13 protein-coding genes are annotated in these 16,728 nt (G+C 38.7%); 7 read left to right on the top strand and 6 right to left on the bottom strand.

The genetic code is table 11. From position 1 onward, the window contains the following. Positions 1 to 495 precede the first annotated feature (495 nt). The gene (locus QUB80_RS13360; RefSeq protein ID WP_289789998.1) at positions 496 to 969 is read right to left on the bottom strand and encodes a hypothetical protein; all 474 of its coding nucleotides are present in this window, start codon (positions 967 to 969) and stop codon (positions 496 to 498) included. 209 nt (positions 970 to 1,178) lie between these two features. Beyond that, positions 1,179 to 2,231 carry a tellurite resistance TerB family protein gene (locus QUB80_RS13355; protein WP_289789997.1) on the bottom strand — a complete coding sequence of 351 codons (1,053 nt, stop codon included), beginning with the start codon at positions 2,229 to 2,231 and terminating at the stop codon, positions 1,179 to 1,181. A 550-nt stretch (positions 2,232 to 2,781) separates the two neighbouring features. On the opposite strand from QUB80_RS13355, the gene QUB80_RS13350 reads away from it, so the two are divergent. The 3 genes from QUB80_RS13350 to QUB80_RS13340 all read left to right on the top strand — a co-directional run bounded on the left by QUB80_RS13350 (position 2,782) and on the right by QUB80_RS13340 (position 7,657). Further along, a complete protein-coding gene (locus tag QUB80_RS13350; protein WP_289789996.1) occupies positions 2,782 to 3,765 on the top strand; it encodes an ABC transporter ATP-binding protein in 984 nt (327 codons plus the stop codon). A gap of 487 nt (positions 3,766 to 4,252) precedes the next feature. After that, positions 4,253 to 5,887, top strand: a complete 1,635-nt coding sequence (locus tag QUB80_RS13345) for a polysaccharide biosynthesis/export family protein (RefSeq protein ID WP_289789995.1) — start codon at positions 4,253 to 4,255, stop codon at positions 5,885 to 5,887. 114 nt (positions 5,888 to 6,001) lie between these two features. Then, on the top strand, positions 6,002 to 7,657 hold the full coding sequence (locus tag QUB80_RS13340; protein ID WP_289789994.1) for an alpha/beta hydrolase: 1,656 nt from the start codon (positions 6,002 to 6,004) through the stop codon (positions 7,655 to 7,657). Positions 7,658 to 7,702: 45 nt separating this feature from the next. Here QUB80_RS13340 and QUB80_RS13335 read toward each other — a convergent pair whose 3' ends face one another. Continuing rightward, positions 7,703 to 8,692, bottom strand: a complete 990-nt coding sequence (locus tag QUB80_RS13335; protein WP_289789993.1) for a Rieske 2Fe-2S domain-containing protein — start codon at positions 8,690 to 8,692, stop codon at positions 7,703 to 7,705. A gap of 135 nt (positions 8,693 to 8,827) precedes the next feature. Here QUB80_RS13335 and QUB80_RS13330 point away from each other — a divergent pair, with 135 nt between their 5' ends. Beyond that, positions 8,828 to 9,478, top strand: coding sequence for a TetR/AcrR family transcriptional regulator (locus QUB80_RS13330; RefSeq protein WP_289789992.1), 651 nt, complete (start codon positions 8,828 to 8,830; stop codon positions 9,476 to 9,478). A 277-nt stretch (positions 9,479 to 9,755) separates the two neighbouring features. On the opposite strand, the gene QUB80_RS13325 is transcribed toward QUB80_RS13330, so the two are convergent. Together QUB80_RS13325 and QUB80_RS13320 are read right to left on the bottom strand one after the other, a co-directional pair. Then, complete coding sequence (locus tag QUB80_RS13325; protein WP_289789991.1) at positions 9,756 to 11,372, bottom strand: serine hydrolase domain-containing protein; 1,617 nt, start codon at positions 11,370 to 11,372, stop codon at positions 9,756 to 9,758. 47 nt (positions 11,373 to 11,419) lie between these two features. Then, positions 11,420 to 12,691 carry a tetratricopeptide repeat protein gene (locus QUB80_RS13320; protein ID WP_289789990.1) on the bottom strand — a complete coding sequence of 424 codons (1,272 nt, stop codon included), beginning with the start codon at positions 12,689 to 12,691 and terminating at the stop codon, positions 11,420 to 11,422. 283 nt (positions 12,692 to 12,974) lie between these two features. Here QUB80_RS13320 and QUB80_RS13315 point away from each other — a divergent pair, with 283 nt between their 5' ends. The 3 genes from QUB80_RS13315 (at position 12,975) to QUB80_RS13305 (ending at position 15,656) form a co-directional block, all read left to right on the top strand. Continuing rightward, the gene (locus tag QUB80_RS13315; RefSeq protein ID WP_289789989.1) at positions 12,975 to 13,247 is read left to right on the top strand and encodes a hypothetical protein; all 273 of its coding nucleotides are present in this window, start codon (positions 12,975 to 12,977) and stop codon (positions 13,245 to 13,247) included. Positions 13,248 to 13,257: 10 nt separating this feature from the next. Further along, positions 13,258 to 14,085 carry a DNA/RNA nuclease SfsA gene (sfsA, locus tag QUB80_RS13310; RefSeq protein WP_289789988.1) on the top strand — a complete coding sequence of 276 codons (828 nt, stop codon included), beginning with the start codon at positions 13,258 to 13,260 and terminating at the stop codon, positions 14,083 to 14,085. A 419-nt stretch (positions 14,086 to 14,504) separates the two neighbouring features. After that, a complete protein-coding gene (locus QUB80_RS13305; protein ID WP_289789987.1) occupies positions 14,505 to 15,656 on the top strand; it encodes a DUF711 family protein in 1,152 nt (383 codons plus the stop codon). Between the two features lie 98 nt (positions 15,657 to 15,754). On the opposite strand, the gene QUB80_RS13300 is transcribed toward QUB80_RS13305, so the two are convergent. Next, positions 15,755 to 16,423, bottom strand: a complete 669-nt coding sequence (locus QUB80_RS13300) for a 2OG-Fe dioxygenase family protein (RefSeq protein WP_289789986.1) — start codon at positions 16,421 to 16,423, stop codon at positions 15,755 to 15,757. Between the last annotated feature and the right edge of the window lie 305 nt (positions 16,424 to 16,728).

Below are 16,728 nucleotides of genomic sequence, written 5' to 3'. Positions count from 1 at the left end.
ACACATTTGCTAGTACAACACGACGGAAATAAACATACCGTTTGAGAAGGCTGAAAAATCTACATGATAAATTTTTTACCTTCTGCATACTGCCACGGCAGATGACGCCACTTGAAGCCAGTCGCACTCGACGCGCTTAACCCGCAAGGGCGCTTACGCTCCTTGATGGCGGGAAACCCTTACTTTCGCTTATCCACTACTCTGCGAGAAGCCGGACTACGTCCGTCTACGTGTCTACGCCAGTTGTACCTACTTCTATCCGCTCCGCGTCTACGCGCCTACAAGTCGGCAAAGCCGCAAGGGCGCGCTGGCTCACCACCGCACTGTCTCCTCTGCCTTCTGCCTGATTGTGCTAGTTATCCTTTCACTATTAAAAATCTTGCTACAGAGACTGTAAGACTTTTTTGGTCAAGATAGGCTCACTTTTCAAAACCATGAGCACTGGTTGCAGTTGAGTAAACTGGACTTGCTAAGGAAGTCTAAATAATCTCTGCTTTATGTTTCTTCTTCCTCTTCTAAGTCTTCAAAGCTCGAAAGTACTTCGTCGATAATTTCCTGTGCTTCTTCATCTTTCATTTCTAATCCTTTTTGGACTTCTTTTAGTAAATTTTTTTTCCCTTTAGGAATCCGTAATTCATCTTCATCTACCAGGAGAATTACGCTGCTAGCAAAAGCATCGAGAGTCATCTCCTGGGAAAGAGATTGACGAGCGGTATTAAAAAGTGCTCCTACTCCCTCTTTTTCTGCAAGGGATAAAAGTTTATCCACCATTTCTATCAATTCGTCGTCTGAGGAATCTTCAAAAACCTCAAGTTCCCATAGGGAATCGGCTACAAATTCTACATCCACCTCTTCTAAGGAAGAATCAGCCACCGCAGTCACAACAGCGATCGCTGCAACCGCTTCTTCTGAACTCAATGGTTCTTTCAATGCCCCTTCGGATTTAAATATTTTGTCGTACTTTGCCATAATGAATGACTACCTCCGTCATTTCTTGTGTAATTGCAGATGTGAGAATGCTATTTATTGGGTAGTGTAGCAAGATAAGCAGCTTTGTACTCTCTGAAAAATTGGGGAGACATCAGTCAAGTTATAAAAATCACTTATTACACCAAATACTTGTACACCTCCAGAGGTAAACATTCCTTAAATATCGCCATCTAGTTAATTGTTTGTAATTATGTAAAGGTTATAGTGTTGACAAAGCTCAGGAGTTTCCGTTTAAATTCCTCGGCTTCTTCTTTGATAGATCCAGGAATTTCGTCATCAAAAAAACTGTGCTGGCTGTTGACAATGTACAAAAAATCACCATAGATAAATGCTAACAAGCCTCGATAAGCATTTAATCGTACAGCAGTGCCATTGTTTTGTGTCTTTGAAATTGTTGAACCTTCAGGCATATCGATCAATGTAAAGTAAGCACCCTCTAGCGTATCTGGCAAATATTCGGTGTAACCGACAGAAGCATCTGGTAAATTAGCAGCAATTACACCTGGCACATACTTGTTTAGAAGAATGGATCGCAGATATTCTTCTTGTCCTACAGCATCAATTTGGATAAATTCTTGAGAGGGTAGAGAATAATAATCAATTCTTAACAACGTGCCAAAGTCATCAGAAAAGCTAACTGCCCCTTCTTGACTGTCAATCCTACCACCTTGCTGGAGACTGACAGGGACTACAACTGTAAAGTTACCTAAAGGCGATTCATATATTTCCTGATTAAAGTCTTGTTCAAAAACTCTTTCATATTCGTCATTGCTATCTTCTTCCTCTTCTAATTCTTCAAAAGAGTTAATTACTTCCTCTATTACTTCTTTTGCCTCTTCATTTTCAATTTCTAGACCTGCCTGTAAATTTTTGAGCAAAGTGATTTTACTCTCAGGAATTTTTAATTCTTCCTCGTCTACTAATACACTCACCCCCGCAGCAAAACCATCCAAAATTAATTCATCTGCTAAACATTCATAAGCAGTATTAAACAGCGTCCCAATTCCTTCATCTTCCGCAAGAGATATAAGTTTATCAACTATTTCTAACAATTCGTCATCTGAATATTCTTCAAAAATTTCAAATCCCCACAAGATATCTACCAAAAAATCTGCATCTACCTTTTCTAAAGAAGAATCAGCAACTGCTGTGACAACTGCGATCGCAGCCACTGCTTCTTCCGCAGTCAGTGATTCCTCTAAAACCTCTTCTGAGTTAAATATTCTGTCGTACTTACTCATGAATTTCTCTCCCTCACTTGTTGAGTCATTGAAAATATTTAGGTGCCATTGGGTAGTGTACCAACGGCAGCAGTCATTATTCCTCAATCTTTAAACTCAATCAAATAAATAATGGATGACTATATAAAGGGTGACTTTATAATCTTTGCTTAACTATAGACTTTAATAAATTAAGGGTTAGAGATTAATGTTGACATCAATCATCGTATTGATTTAAGAAGATTTGTTGTATTTAGTACTTGTACTTAATGTTTTGTAATAAAAATAACTTATATTTCATTTACAAGCTTAATAAAACAGTAAAAAAATATACATTTATTATAATTGTTATAGTTACATAGCATACTAGTGATCTTATATGTTTTGTGTATTAATAATGAGTAAAATATTTGTATAAAATTATACGTAATAAATATAGCTATTTGGATTGACAGAGTTTACTATAATATAAAAACACTGACAGTAAGTTGAAACTACTGGTTATTTATTTACAAATTTATATTTACTTAAATAATATACTATAAGTATCTCTAGACACTAGTAAATTCAAATGACGTCTATTGTAGACATTGACAATCTTGAAACGAATATACCGGATAGACCTCCTGTAGTTCTTACATCCGAGTTACGAAAAGTATACAGTACAGGTTTCTTCTTAAATCAAAAAGTCGCATCTCTCAAAAGCTGTTCTTTAGTAGTTTACAAGGGAGAGACTTTTGGGTTGCTTGGACAGAATGGTGCTGGTAAAACCACGTTGTTAAAATTATTACTAGGGGTTATCCGTCCTTCTTCTGGCCGAGGATTGTTGTTGGGTAAACCATTGGGCGATCGCGCTGTCAAGCAACGAATTGGTTATTTACCAGAAAATCCCTACTTTTATGATTATTTAACTGGTTGGGAATTTTTGCAGCTAGCGGCTGGGCTATTCCAAATTCCCAGAAGTGTGCAAAACCGACGGATTCCCGAACTGCTAGATTTAGTTGGCTTATCTCAGGCTGATGCTCGTAAAAAGCAAATGCGTCGCTACTCTAAAGGTATGCTTCAGCGTGTAGGTATGGCACAAGCACTAATTAACGATCCAGAAGTAGTGTTTTTGGATGAACCTATGTCTGGTTTAGATCCAGTTGGACGTTGTCAAATGCGAGAGATTATTTTATCTCTCAAAGCTGCTGAAAAAACAATTTTTTTCAACAGTCATGTGCTTAGTGAAGTAGAACTAATTTGCGATCGCGTTGCTATTCTTGCCCAAGGTAAATTAATTTGCTCTGGTTCCCTCAATGAACTTCTTGGAACTTGTGAAACCTATCAAGTTCAAGGACAAGGTGGAGATTGGGAAATTTTGCAAAAATGGCTTCCTAATATAAAATTTCAGCCAGATACTTCTTGGGAGGGTGAATTGCAAGGAGATATGTATGATTTTGTTGCCAGTCTTAATCTTATGGGTGGAAGAATTTTGGCGATGAAATTGTTTCGTCCTTCTCTAGAAGAGTTTTTTATCCAACAAATTCAAAAACACAAAAACTTAGTTAATTAAACTTGATGATGTATATCTTTATCAATGCTTACATAAACCTTTGCAGCAATTTTACAAAATAACAAGCATTATAGTGTTCCCATGTTGCATGGGTGTTGCATGAGTGTTGCATATAAAGGCTAATGAAAGCTTGTATAAGAGATTCGTTTTTACTTTAACTTAGAAATGAAAGCTATTAAAGTCAAGCTGTTTTTCATCTAGATTATAATTCAGTAAATCTTCGTATTGCTACTTGTTTATCTTTTGATGTAAACAGGTACAGATAAATGTTATGATTGGCACAAATATTTTTTTATTTTACTAGATTCACAGGAGACTTCTTTAAACTAACTTCACTAAAAATTCAATTCCAATATATAATTATTATCCTGAGAAACACGGTTTTTTCGGAAAATTAAGATTATTGAGGAACTCAAATACTTAAGTATAGTCAATATATTGATTGATTAGACAACACTTTAGTTCATGGTTGTAGTGTGAGGACTGTATGCTCAACGCTTGTTTGCTTAAAATTATCAGCCAGCCTGTTTTAGGTCTGGCATTGTTAACAGCTTTCTCTGTAGTTTTTCCTAAGGCTAGTTTTGCTCAACAAGTACAACCCACAGCTCCATCTTCACAACCGATATTTCGACCTACACAACCAACAACTACGCCTTCACAACCGATATTTCAACCTTCGCAACCTGTACAACCTGTAGTTCCGCCCTCACAACCTGTAATTCCAAGCTCACAACCTGTAGTACCGCCTTCACAATCTATTCCCTCACCTACGTCTACGCAAATAGACACCAACTATACATTAGGTGGTGGCGATCGCATTCGCGTCAACGTATTTGAAGTTCCCGAATATACAGGCGAGTATACAGTTCCTCCTGGTGGAGCAATTAACCTACCGTTGATTGGTAGTGTGCCAGTGGAAGGACTAACGCCAGAACAAGCAGCTGACGATATTTCGCAAAGATATTCTCGCTTTCTCAAGCGTCCCCTGATTTCAGTGAATCTTTTAGCACCTCGTCCCATCAATGTCACTGTTGCAGGAGAGGTGACACGTCCAGGAGCTTATGCCCTTAGTTTACAAGGAGGTGCAGGTGATAATCCTGGGGTACAGTATCCAACAGTATTAGCGGCACTAACTACAGCTCAGGGAATTACTCAAGCAGCAGATGTTACTAGAGTACAATTGCGACGACGGCTTGGTCGCGGGCCAGAACAAATAGTTAATTTAGATTTACGGGATTACTTACAATCAGGCAGGTTGCCGCAGGATGTAACATTAAGGGACGGCGACACCATTTTTGTACCAACAGCAACTACTTTAAATTTAGCAGAAGCTCGTAATTTATCTGCTGCTAGCTTTGCTGCTGATCCCACCAGACCTCGTTCAGTAGCTGTTGTGGGTCAAGTTTACCGCCCAGGTACCTATCTTATTACTCAAGGAGGCGCAGATACTGGTGGCGCAGATAATACTGCTGGTGGTGGAACTGGTGCGGCTGTCGCCTCTGGACAACCAACTTTGTCAAGAGCAATTCAACTTGCTGGAGGAATTAGACCAGAAGCTAATATCCGTAATATTATAGTCCGTCGCCCGACAAGAACTGGGACAGAACAAACAATTAATATTGATATGTGGAGATTGTTGCGAGAGGGTGACACCAATCAAGACATCATTGTACAAGAAGGAGATACGATTTTTATTCCCACTGCCACTGCCACTACACTGAATACAGCAGAATCTCAAGAATTAGCTCAAACTACTTTATCTCCGTCAACAATTACAGTTGGTGTGGTTGGGGAAGTCAAAACTCCAGGCAGATTACAACTTCTGCCCAACAGTACTTTGAATCAGGCTGTACTTGCGGCTGGTGGATTTAATGATGCCAGAGCAAGTAGTTCTGCTGTAGATTTAATCCGTCTCAATCCGAATGGTTCTGTAACCAAACGTAAAGTAAAAATGGATTTTTCTGCTGACATTAACGACAAAACCAATCCCATCCTCCGCAATAATGATGTTGTGGTAGTTTACCGTTCTGGAGTAGCTAAAACTGGTGATTCAGTGGGTGCTATCTTCAATCCTATCGGTACAGTCTTCGGTATTATCAGAAGTATATTCACTGGCTTTTAGGTGTATCTTTAACTGGGGGCGCTTTTCAATCACACTAGTCCCCAGACTTGTGATGGAAACAAAAGTTGTGAATAATCAGTTATTAGTTATTAGTTACCAATAACTAATTAACTAATGACTAATATAAAATCTCAAATGGATAGATATCGGCGTCAGGTATATTGGCTGCGAGGAATATTGTGCTGTCTTACCATTGCCTGCGGTGGGAGTGTAGGAATGCCTCCTACTCTTGCAGCAGAAACAGTTACTATTGTTTTAGGGCCGTTTCAGCAGTCTGTCGCGATCGCCGATTTAGAAAAATTTGCCAAAACTGGAAAACTGCCAGACAATCTACAATTATTTTCATCGATACTGACGCCGCAAATTCGAGAATTGCTGACAAGACGTTTGCAAGTAGATCCGGCTTTTGCTGATAAACTCTTTGATGAATTGAACCGTAACCCAGCAGGCAAAAAATTTGTCTCATCATTAACAGCAGCAATTCCAGGCAGTAGCATTGAAAGCCTACAAGCAGCGATGAATATAGCGCTAAGGCAAGCCAATGGTTTGAGTCCATTGGGTTTCTTGCGGGCATATCCAGGGGATAATATTACCGTAGATGCTTCCCAAGTTGTGTCTTTGGCAGTGGAATTCAATCCTAATTACTGGCAAAGTCAAGTGTTCGGAGCCTTATTAGCACGGGAATCATCTATTGCAAATAGTAATCTTTTTCAAAAAAAATTAGATCCCGCAGTGATCGGTAAAGAAACAGTTCAGCAACAAACATTTATTTTGCAGGATCGACAGCGAAATCGTAGCATACCTGTGGATATTTATTGGGGTAGCAGTAAGGCGCAAGATCCACTAGTTGTCATATCTCCCGGATTTGGAGCAAGCCGCAGATTTTTTAGTTATTTAGCACGTCATCTTGCTTCTCACGGTTTGACTGTTGCCGCCCTTGAACATCCAGATAGCAACGTTGCTGCTGTAGCAAGAGCTAACAATAAAGCGAGTTTAGCAAAATTATTACCAGCCTCTGAATTTGTAAATCGACCAAAAGATATTAGTTTTTTGCTCAATGAACTGGCGATATTAAACAATCAAACAGGCTCCCTGCAAGGAAAATTAAATACAGAAAAAGTAACAGTGATTGGGCATTCTTTGGGGGGTTATACTGCCTTAGCTTTGGTGGGAGGAGAGATTGACTTGCCACAGTTACGGCAATTCTGCCAAAATTCTTTAACTATCGGTGAAGCTCCTGGTGACTGGTTGCAATGTGCAGCAGCTTCTTTGCCAGGGAAAAAACTACAACTCAAAGATGAAAGAGTAAATAGTGCGATCGCACTTAATCCTCTGGTTGGCAATCTGTTTGGAAAAAACGGGTTAACTCAAGTTAATAAGCCAGTCTTAATTTTAACTGGAACCGAAGATGCCCTTACCCCAGCCTTGAAACATCAAATAGCACCTTTTAGCAAATTGCAGGGTGAAAAGTATTTATTAAGTGCAATTGGTGGTACTCATTTGAGTATTAGCGATCCAAAATATTTGGGAATTAATGCTAATACCATCGTCAAAGAACGACGGGGTGAAGAAACTAAAGCTTTACGCCAGCTATTGCAGGGTGTGAGTTTAGCATTTGTCAAACAACTGACACCAGAAGCAAAAACTTACCAACAGTTTCTTACATCGGCTTATGCTCAATCTCTATCTACATCTCAACTGCCGTTAAGTCTTGTCTCTGAGTTACCAGCTAATCTCAAATCTTGGTTAAAGTTAGTGGAGAGTAATTAATAAAGAACCGTAAATAACAATTGTGAGATTTCGCATTGGCTGTAACTACCGAGATAGATTCGGTTCGGTAACTGCTGGAAAACTTTTAAAATTGCGCCGCACCCAATCCATTCCTACTTCATTATTCAACTTGATTTGTTGTATTGTATCGGTATAAATCTTACCTAAAATCTTTGCGTCTTGATCTACAACTACATCAATCAACTTCAACAGATTACTTTTTAGCAAGTGTGCAATCGGAGAATACGCTTTCATATACATCAACACAAACACACGAGATTGACGATCTGCTTCTGGAAGATAGAAGTGGCATTCCTTCAAGCTCAACAACTTATTGTCGGCGTGCAGCAATCCCATGAATGGGAAAAAGTTTTCTAGATGTGCCTCCAGCACCTTCGGCATCGCAAGTAAACCGGGGTTTTTTAGAATGTCGCGAAATTTCGGTTGTTTTCTAGGTTGCGATAAGTAAGCGTGAGAATGTAACCCCTCATCAACAAACCGCTTCACTACCACTTGTTCAATCTCAAATAATTCTCGATGAGTTCCATTTTGGTGATTGTAGTCATGCATATTCAGCAGCAAGCTCAGAATATCGGTTGAAATAGTACGTTCTCCCGTGACTCCGATAAAATCGTACTCTGCCGCAATCTCATTCATGAGTGTTGGAATTGGGATCTGCGGTTTATATCCGCCATAAGACCAGATAAAATCTCCTTGGATAATTAACTTCAAAGGTTGGATAAGCGATTTGGTTAGTTTGTTGGAACCTGGTAAAAATGTACAGCCTAAATGGTCAAATTCCAACGCATGAAAGGGGCAAGCGATCGCGCTACTGCCATCCGATTTAGTTACACACCACCCCTGTGATAGCATTGCACCCATGTGAGGACAAGCATTAGGCAAGGCGCTAATTTTGCCATGACTGTCTTGCCAAAGTACGTAATCATAACCCAATAGAGAAATCTTCATTGGCTGATTGGGCTTTAGCATGGAACGATGCGCCAAAAGCCACGGTGCGCCTTGTAGTTGCTTCATAGCTACGAAGATAAACTTACTAACTAATTAGTAAGTTTATCAATTGCTTGCCATGACGTCAATTCAAAGGTAGAGTGACCTCAACCTAGTTGCCTATTTGGTACGATAGAAAAACAAATGACTAATTAAGATCCAGTGGTTCGATCCAGTAAAAGAGCTGCGAAATCTGTCCGCCCAGTTCGAGATGCCCAGATGACACAACGGCAAATTTTGGATGCGGCAGAACATGAATTTTCACGGCATGGCTTAAACGGTGCGCGGATGAGCGCGATCGCTAATCGTGCCAAGGTGACAACAGCAACACTTCATTACTATTTTGAGAGTAAGGAGAGCTTGTATAAAGCAGTCTTGCAACGTCCGGTTGATGAAGTTCAAACTCTGCTTGGGCAATTGAACTTTGATGCTTTATCCCCCGAAGAAGCCCTTAAACAGATTATCCGGATTGCGATTACCAATGAAGCTCAAAATCCCCAACGTCAAATGCTGTGGTTTCAGGAAGCAAGTCAAAATCAAGGAGCCTATTTCAAGGAATGCAATGTTCTGAGTCTCCATGAACATCTACTCAAAATTTTAGAGCGAGGCATCGCAGGAGGGTGTTTTCGCCCCCTCCAACCTTTTTTGGCACTTACCCATATCTTGAGTGTTTGTCTGTTTTATTTCACAGTGCATGAAAACTGGAAACATCTAACGCCAAATATTGATCGGCTTAGTCAAGAAATGATTGAGGAACATACCCAAGAAGCGATCGCTTTTATTTTGGCAGGTGTGAGGCGATCGCATCCATAAGCGGAAAGGCTTACCTGAGTTATAAATACCAACAGACTTTCTTGAAATAGAGGCGGTGACACGGGGACTTAAATTTTCATGCCTGGTAGTGAAACTTGGTTTATTGTGTCTGCCTTTGCTCGATCCTAAAGAATTTAATTTTACCGAAGTCGCCTCAGCACATCGATACGCTGAATCTGGGAACGCAGTCGGCAAAGTGACATTAACCGTGTAGAGGTGAACCACACAACTTTATAAAATAAATTCCTCCAGTGGGTTCGTTACTGCTCTTGATTATTTATTGTTTGCTAAAGTAGAGTCTTCGTATCCTGTCACTACAACGATATAAACCGACAACTCGACCTTCTTGATCTCGCACAAATTCAAACTTATCTGCATATATATCTGTACATATAAGATATATAAGAAAGAGGTCTTGCCCAGCAACTCTGAGATGAGATGGTGAATAGCCTTTGCTCTTAAAATATAATTTATTATTTGCTAAAGTTATTTTAAAGTCAGACTCTAATTCAGCAGAATAATAAGTACCAAGATAATCTGTCAATAAATCTTTTGGAGAATCTAGCATTTTTTCAAGAGTGGAGATTTTAATTTCATTGCCAATATCTACTTTGACTATCATTCGAGTAAAATCTTCAAAAAACTCAATGTCATAGTCAATCTCATTATCAACAGATTGAAAATGGTTGGTGTCAATTGGAACAATTTGAAAATACATCCATGCTAATTTAGCCATTAATTTTCCATCTTTTATCTCTAACTTCCATATGCTTCCAGTCGTGGGATTATAATAAAATCCAGTTTTTAGTTGTAGTTCATCTACGGGTAAAATAATAGAGCTAATAGAACACGAAATAGGTTTAACGATATCTTCAATATAATCATTTTCTAAATATATATCAGCAACTTGAAAAGCTAATTTCGTTGGATTAATCGTACTTAAATTAGCCAGACAGATAACAGAAAATTGGCAATCAGGAAATCGAACAAAGTCACTCCGATAACCTGTCCAAGAGCCTCCATGACTAACTGTTTTCAAGCCGCCGCGATTGCCAATCTGCAACCCAAATGAACCTGATATAACTTTGCCATTATTGAGTTTGCGCAAAGTAGTGACCTCTTCAATTAAATCTTGTCCATAGCCACCTAAGATATTGTGGTAGAAGTTTCGATCCCAAAGTAGTAAATCTTCAATCGTCGTGTAAAGCTGCCCATCTCCACAGAAATCGTGAAAAGACATATCGAGCTGGAAACCACCTCCATCTTTTGGAGCGTATCCATTGGCTCTATTTTCCACGATTTCCTTGAAGTTATCGTGAAAATGGGTATTTTGCATTCCTAGCGGAGCAAAAATATATTCTTGAGCAAATACACGTAAAGATTTGCCAGAGACGCGTCTCACAATTTCTGCTAGTAAAATGTAGCCAGAATTGCAATATAATTGCTCAGTTCCAGGTTCAAAATTTAAGTTTTGTTGTCGAGAAATTAAGGCAATAATTTCTTCGTTTGAATACTTATTTTCAAACATCACTCCAGCAAAGAACATCAAAGCCAAATAGTCGCGCAAACCACTGGTGTGTTCGAGTAAATGACGAATAGTAATAGGCTGACTATATTGAGGAATTTCTGGAATATATTTTTGCAATTCGTCATCTAAATTAATAAAATTTTGTCTGGCTAGTAAAACGATACATATTGCTGTAAATTGCTTGGAGTTAGAAGCGATATCAAAGACAGAATTAAAGGAAATAGGAATTTTATATTCCAAGTTAGCCATACCATAACCGCGCTGATAAATTGTCTCCCCATTCTGAATAACAGCAAGAGCACATCCGGGAGAATCAGGTTTATCCCACTGGATGAATAATTCATCGACTTTAGTAATGAGTGACATTATTTATTTACTTCTGACATATTTCCATCTGCCCCTACCCTCTGTCTTCACCTACCCCGATCGCTTTCTAAATCATCAATCACTTTTTCCATATACCATTCTTCAGACATACCGGGATAGTATCTTTTTGCCTGCTCAATCAGTCGTTGGGCAATTTCCCAATATCCTCCCACCAACCTCAACAGGCGCTGTCGCAGTATGTTATGCCTTGCCTGTTTAAGTTCAGAGCTAGGAGACTGAATTTTTTTCAGACTATCTAGCACTTGTTGGTAATTTCCCCAATCTTCTTTTTCACAAAAAATACTTGCTGCTCGCTGATAATCTGCAATAGCATCTTGCATTTCTTCTAAGTGAGCGTAGGCAATACCGCGATTGTAGTAAGCTTGGGCATCATCGGGATTAATTTGCAGTACTTGGGTATAATCTTGAATGGCTGCCAAATAATGGCCCATTGCTCGATAGGTATTTCCTCTGGCAATATAAAGCAGCGCATCCTGTGGTTGAATTTGGAGTGCTCGGTTAAAATCAGCGATCGCCCCTTGATAATCTCCTAAATGAAAACGCGCTCTACCTCGATTGCGGTAAACGATTGAATCTTGGAAATTCAATAGCAGTGCTTGGTTAAAGTCAGCGATCGCCTCCCGATAATTTTCTTGTTTGCAACGCACAACTCCGCGACAGCAATAAGCTTGGGCATCCTGGGGATCGACTTGCAACGCCCAGTTTAAATCTTCTAATGCTTGGCGAATATCTCCCTTTTCTGCCTTCTCCAACAATTGGGTTAAATATGCCTGTGGTGATTGAATTGATGAAGCTTGAGAACTTACCTGCCGTACCAGAACAGGTTTTTCTTTTGGTTGTAGTTCCTTAATTTTTTCCAAACAAAGGCGGCAGTTTTCTTTATCTTTTTGCTGTAGATATAATTCTGCAGCTTTTTTAAAGTTAGCGATCGCATCTTGGATATACCCCTGTTTGCGGTGTATTATTGCCCGTAAATTATAAGCTGAAGCATAATTAGAGTTCAAAAAAATAGCTTGATTTACGTCTGTCAGCGCTCCTGGGAAATTTTTTAGCCCTACTCGTGCTAAAGCGCGACAATAATAAGCCTCTATACTTTTGGGATTTCGCTTTAGAGCTTCCGTGTAATCAGAAACAGCTTGGAGAATATCTCCTAAATCATAGTATGCCAAACCTCTTTGCAAGTAAGCTTCAGCAAAGTAAGGATTTAGCCCTATAGCACTGTTAAATTCCTCAATCGCCCCAGCCCAGTCTTTTTGTCTAGCTTTTTCTAATCCCCGATTGTAAAAATCATCATTCATAGCGCTTATTAAACTCAGCTAGTTGATGTTTAAGATATATTGCGATAGTCTGTCTTATACGATTTTGGAAAATGGAATTGAAAATCGCCTTGGTGTATCCTGGTTCCGTAAATCCATCTGCCCTTAATCATTTTTTAAATTGGTATTAGTTGCTCATCCCTATTTTGTATATATTCATGCCGACTCAACCTATTTCCTATTTTCGACAAAACATCATAAATTTGCCAAAAATGAGGAGAGCGAGTAAGAGAAGGGCAGGGGCAGACAAGGAGACAAGGAGACAATGCACCTTGAATTATTAGCGATGCGTTGCGCTTGGCGACAACACACCCTACACTTAATTTGTCTTTACATAGTTATAAATATTTGCGCCTACCCACATAGAGTAAGGGCGGGTTTAGAAGATAGATTCTCGGTTTTAATCCAAAAATCATCAACAAAACCCTCACGGCAGTCGCTACAACGGAGGGAACCCTCCGAAGTCGCCCCAACGAGGGGAAGCCCCGCACTGCGCTTCTCTCAACAACGCGCTGCCTCCCCTACCAATGACTATTGACAAATAACTAATGACTACTGAATATCTTTACCGCTACCCACCCTTATATTCTGGTATCCTATTAAGACGCTACAAACGCTTTTTTGCTGATGTTCAACTTGCTTCTGGAGAGATTGTAACAGCACACTGCCCGAATACTGGCCCTATGACAGGAGTTTGCATTCCTGGTAATACAGTGCAGCTTTCTAAAAGTGACAGCCCAAACCGTAAATTAGCCTACACTTGGGAAATGATTCAAGTGTATGATAACGAACCGACTTGGGTTGGTGTCAATACTGCTTTACCTAATCGAATTATTAAGTTAGCTTTAGAAAAGTATCTTTTCCCAGAATTGGGTGAGTATAGTCAAATTCGTGGTGAAGTTGTTTACGGACAAGATAAAAAAAGTCGAGTAGATTTTTTTCTCTCTTCAACTCCACCAGAAATTCAAAACTTAAATCAGCTGCAACTGGACTCAGAAAATAATAAGTTGCTTGAAGAACCAGCAGTAGAAGATATTAATTCGGTAATAATTGATAAAAATCGGCCGATTTATTTAGAAATTAAAAACACTACTTGGGTAGAAGGCAAATTAGCGCTCTTTCCCGACACGGAAACAACACGGGGACAAAAACACCTGCGAGAATTGATTGCACTGTTACCTCAATGTCGTGCAGTGATGCTTTACTTTATCAACCGGGGCGATTGCGATGAGTTTACTCCAGGCGATCGCGCCGATCCTGTATATGGTAAGTTACTGCGAGAAGCTTTTGCTCTGGGTTTAGAAGTTTTACCCTGTCGTTTTGAAGTTTCACCGATTGGTATTCGCTACTTAGGTTTGGCAAAACTCAAAATTTAACAAAAAAGAATACTCTGTGGAAAGCCGTATTCTCCGATCAGCCGAGTGAGATTTGGTGATGTTTAGAAAAGTTTCAAACAGCGCGTTTCTACATTAGCCGCACTCTTCTGGGGTGTTGGAATATCTAGAATACATATTTCACATCTTGCACCTTGCCCTTAAAACCTCTGGAGCTTCAATTCCAGGCTTATAGTTAACTGACTTTAGCTTGAAGCCTAGAAATTTATTTCTTAGCGGACAAGGGCATAGATAAAAGATATGAGTAACTTTACATTATGAGTTCTGATTATCAAGAGGACTTTCTAAAAATTTATGTCAGTATAGATTTATAAGATATGAAAATGACACTCTACAATTATGCAACACAATGCAACAGATATTATAGCAATAAATAACTAACTTATTGGATAATTTTACATATGAAAATCAGAACTATTACTACGGGTATACTACTACAATCTCCTCAAGAAATAGACAAAATTAAACAAGCTGTTGAATTTAATCAGCAAGCAAAATATTTGTTTGAAAAATCTGGCTATGAAGTTCAAACAACGAGGATAGCTACAAATTCTTGGGAAGAATATCTACAAAACTTATCTACAAACGAAATTATTAGTAAAATTCAAAGTCTAGAAAATATTTGCCAAGAATTAAATATCAGTTTTTTCAATATTGGTTATGCTAATCAACTTCAAACAATTGCAATCATTCCAGATATAAACAAAAATACATCAGTTATTTACGCTTCCAGTAAAATTGGAGACAGCAAAACAGGTATCAACTTTGAAAATGTGTGGGAATCAGCAAAAGCGATTAAACGTATATCCCAAGAAAGCGAAAATGGTTATGGCAACTTTCGTTTTTGTGCTTGGGCAAACTGTAAATCTGGCACACCATTTTTCCCTACTGCTTACCATAAGGGTGATACATCTTTTGCTATTGGCATAGAATGTAGTGACTTAGTGATGAAAGCTTTCTCACAAGCTCAAAACAAACCTGAAATTGCAGAGAAAAACCTCCAATTACTTTTAGCAGAAGAATTAAAGCAAATAGAATATATTGCTGAGAAAATATCTAAAAAGTTTGCTCTTAAATACAAAGGTATTGATACATCTCTGACATCACCATTAGATAAAAAGGAAAGTATTGCTTTCGCTTATGAAAAACTTATGGACGGCAAGTTTGGACATCAAGGGACACTTTTCATTTCTAGTATGTTAACTCGTGTTTTGAAAAATGTACCAGTCAAAATTTGTGGTTACTCTGGTTTAATGCTTCCTGTTTGTGAAGATGTGGGTTTAGCAGTCAGAGCTAACGAGCAAACCTTCGATATTACTAATTTATTATTGTATTCCGCAGTCTGTGGTTGTGGACTTGATACAGTACCGATTCCAGGTGATATTACAATCGAAAAAATTGCAGCCATATTAATTGATATGGCAACTTTAGCCATTAAGCTAGATAAACCTTTGTCAGCAAGATTATTTCCAATTCCTGGTAAAAAAGCTGGGGAAATGACAATATTCAATTCCCCATATCTTGTAGACTGCAAAATATTTGCTGTTAATTGAGTAGAAATGGTATTACCTAATGAATTGCTTATGCTATGAAAACACAGATCCCCGACTTCTCTAAAAAGTCGGGGATCTTAAAGAGAGCATTTTACTACTTAATCTGAAAGCAAGCTTGGTGAAGTTAGTACAAAAACATCTCTTGTACCTACACCTTCAGCAATTGGTTTAACAGGAGTGGTAAAGTGGAAAAATTCATGGTCGTTGATGAGAAGAAGTTCACCTGGATTCAAAATTTTGCTAAATACAGGCTTCTCTTTTTTAGTAGTGTATAAATGTGTTTCTCCACCTTGAATGTTGTGTCTATCAACAGAGAAGATACCGATAAAATCAGTGCCGTCTCTATGAATACCTTCAGGTGCTGGATTACCAAAATTATCCGGCGAGCAAGTAGTTCTAATTTGATGTACTCCTATTTCTGCCTCTGGATGTAGTTTACAAGAATCACTAAATGCTAGGATCATGTTTCTAAATATATCCTGTTCTATAAGCACATTATCTAATTCTGCAAACTCTCTTTTGATATCACCCACCAAAGGATTATAGTCTTTACTTTGAAAGAGATATCCATGAGGCAATTTAATTACACTATCTCCGGAAACTATAAAACGCGATAATCTTCTATAGCGATATTTACCTTGAATGTAAGGATCGACAGGTAGATTGTCAAAAAATGGTTTGAAACCTTCTGGATTGATAGAATTTACCTTTCTTAAAGTAAAAAGAAAAGCATATTCTAATTCTGTTGATCCCAGAACTTTTTGCATAGGATTTACCTCCTCGCATATTCAAGCTCTCCCTAATTTTTTAATGGGAGGCTTATTACTTATACTCCTAGTCTAGGCTATTTTTTATTAAACTGTCGTCAAGTAAACTACAGAAATTGTCATTTTATGGTATAGAAGGTTTCGTAATCTCTCAATCCTAATATTATTCTCGGCACTGTTGCTGTCTTAAGGACATACTCTGCATGGTGATGAAAACTGGCAGGCTCCGCCTCATGTTCATCAGGCGGAGCCGGGGAAAGATACAATGTGAAATTAATATCTTTTAAATATTAATGAGAAGACAA

Origin of the sequence: Chlorogloeopsis sp. ULAP01 (assembly GCF_030381805.1) — a bacterium.
In the GTDB taxonomy this organism is placed as follows: domain Bacteria; phylum Cyanobacteriota; class Cyanobacteriia; order Cyanobacteriales; family Nostocaceae; genus Chlorogloeopsis.
This window is presented reverse-complemented; position numbering and strand designations above follow the sequence as displayed.

Excerpts from the sequence above, each read along its gene's own strand:
- QUB80_RS13360 (WP_289789998.1), bottom strand. The coding sequence starts at position 969 with ATGGCAAAGTACGACAAAATATTTAAATCCGAAGGGGCATTGAAAGAA.
- QUB80_RS13355 (WP_289789997.1), bottom strand. The coding sequence starts at position 2,231 with ATGAGTAAGTACGACAGAATATTTAACTCAGAAGAGGTTTTAGAGGAA.
- QUB80_RS13350 (WP_289789996.1), top strand. The coding sequence starts at position 2,782 with ATGACGTCTATTGTAGACATTGACAATCTTGAAACGAATATACCGGAT.
- QUB80_RS13345 (WP_289789995.1), top strand. The coding sequence starts at position 4,253 with ATGCTCAACGCTTGTTTGCTTAAAATTATCAGCCAGCCTGTTTTAGGT.
- QUB80_RS13340 (WP_289789994.1), top strand. The coding sequence starts at position 6,002 with ATGACTAATATAAAATCTCAAATGGATAGATATCGGCGTCAGGTATAT.
- QUB80_RS13335 (WP_289789993.1), bottom strand. The coding sequence starts at position 8,692 with ATGAAGCAACTACAAGGCGCACCGTGGCTTTTGGCGCATCGTTCCATG.
- QUB80_RS13325 (WP_289789991.1), bottom strand. The coding sequence starts at position 11,372 with ATGTCACTCATTACTAAAGTCGATGAATTATTCATCCAGTGGGATAAA.
- QUB80_RS13320 (WP_289789990.1), bottom strand. The coding sequence starts at position 12,691 with ATGAATGATGATTTTTACAATCGGGGATTAGAAAAAGCTAGACAAAAA.
- QUB80_RS13315 (WP_289789989.1), top strand. The coding sequence starts at position 12,975 with ATGCACCTTGAATTATTAGCGATGCGTTGCGCTTGGCGACAACACACC.
- sfsA (WP_289789988.1), top strand. The coding sequence starts at position 13,258 with ATGACTACTGAATATCTTTACCGCTACCCACCCTTATATTCTGGTATC.
- QUB80_RS13305 (WP_289789987.1), top strand. The coding sequence starts at position 14,505 with ATGAAAATCAGAACTATTACTACGGGTATACTACTACAATCTCCTCAA.
- QUB80_RS13300 (WP_289789986.1), bottom strand. The coding sequence starts at position 16,423 with ATGCAAAAAGTTCTGGGATCAACAGAATTAGAATATGCTTTTCTTTTT.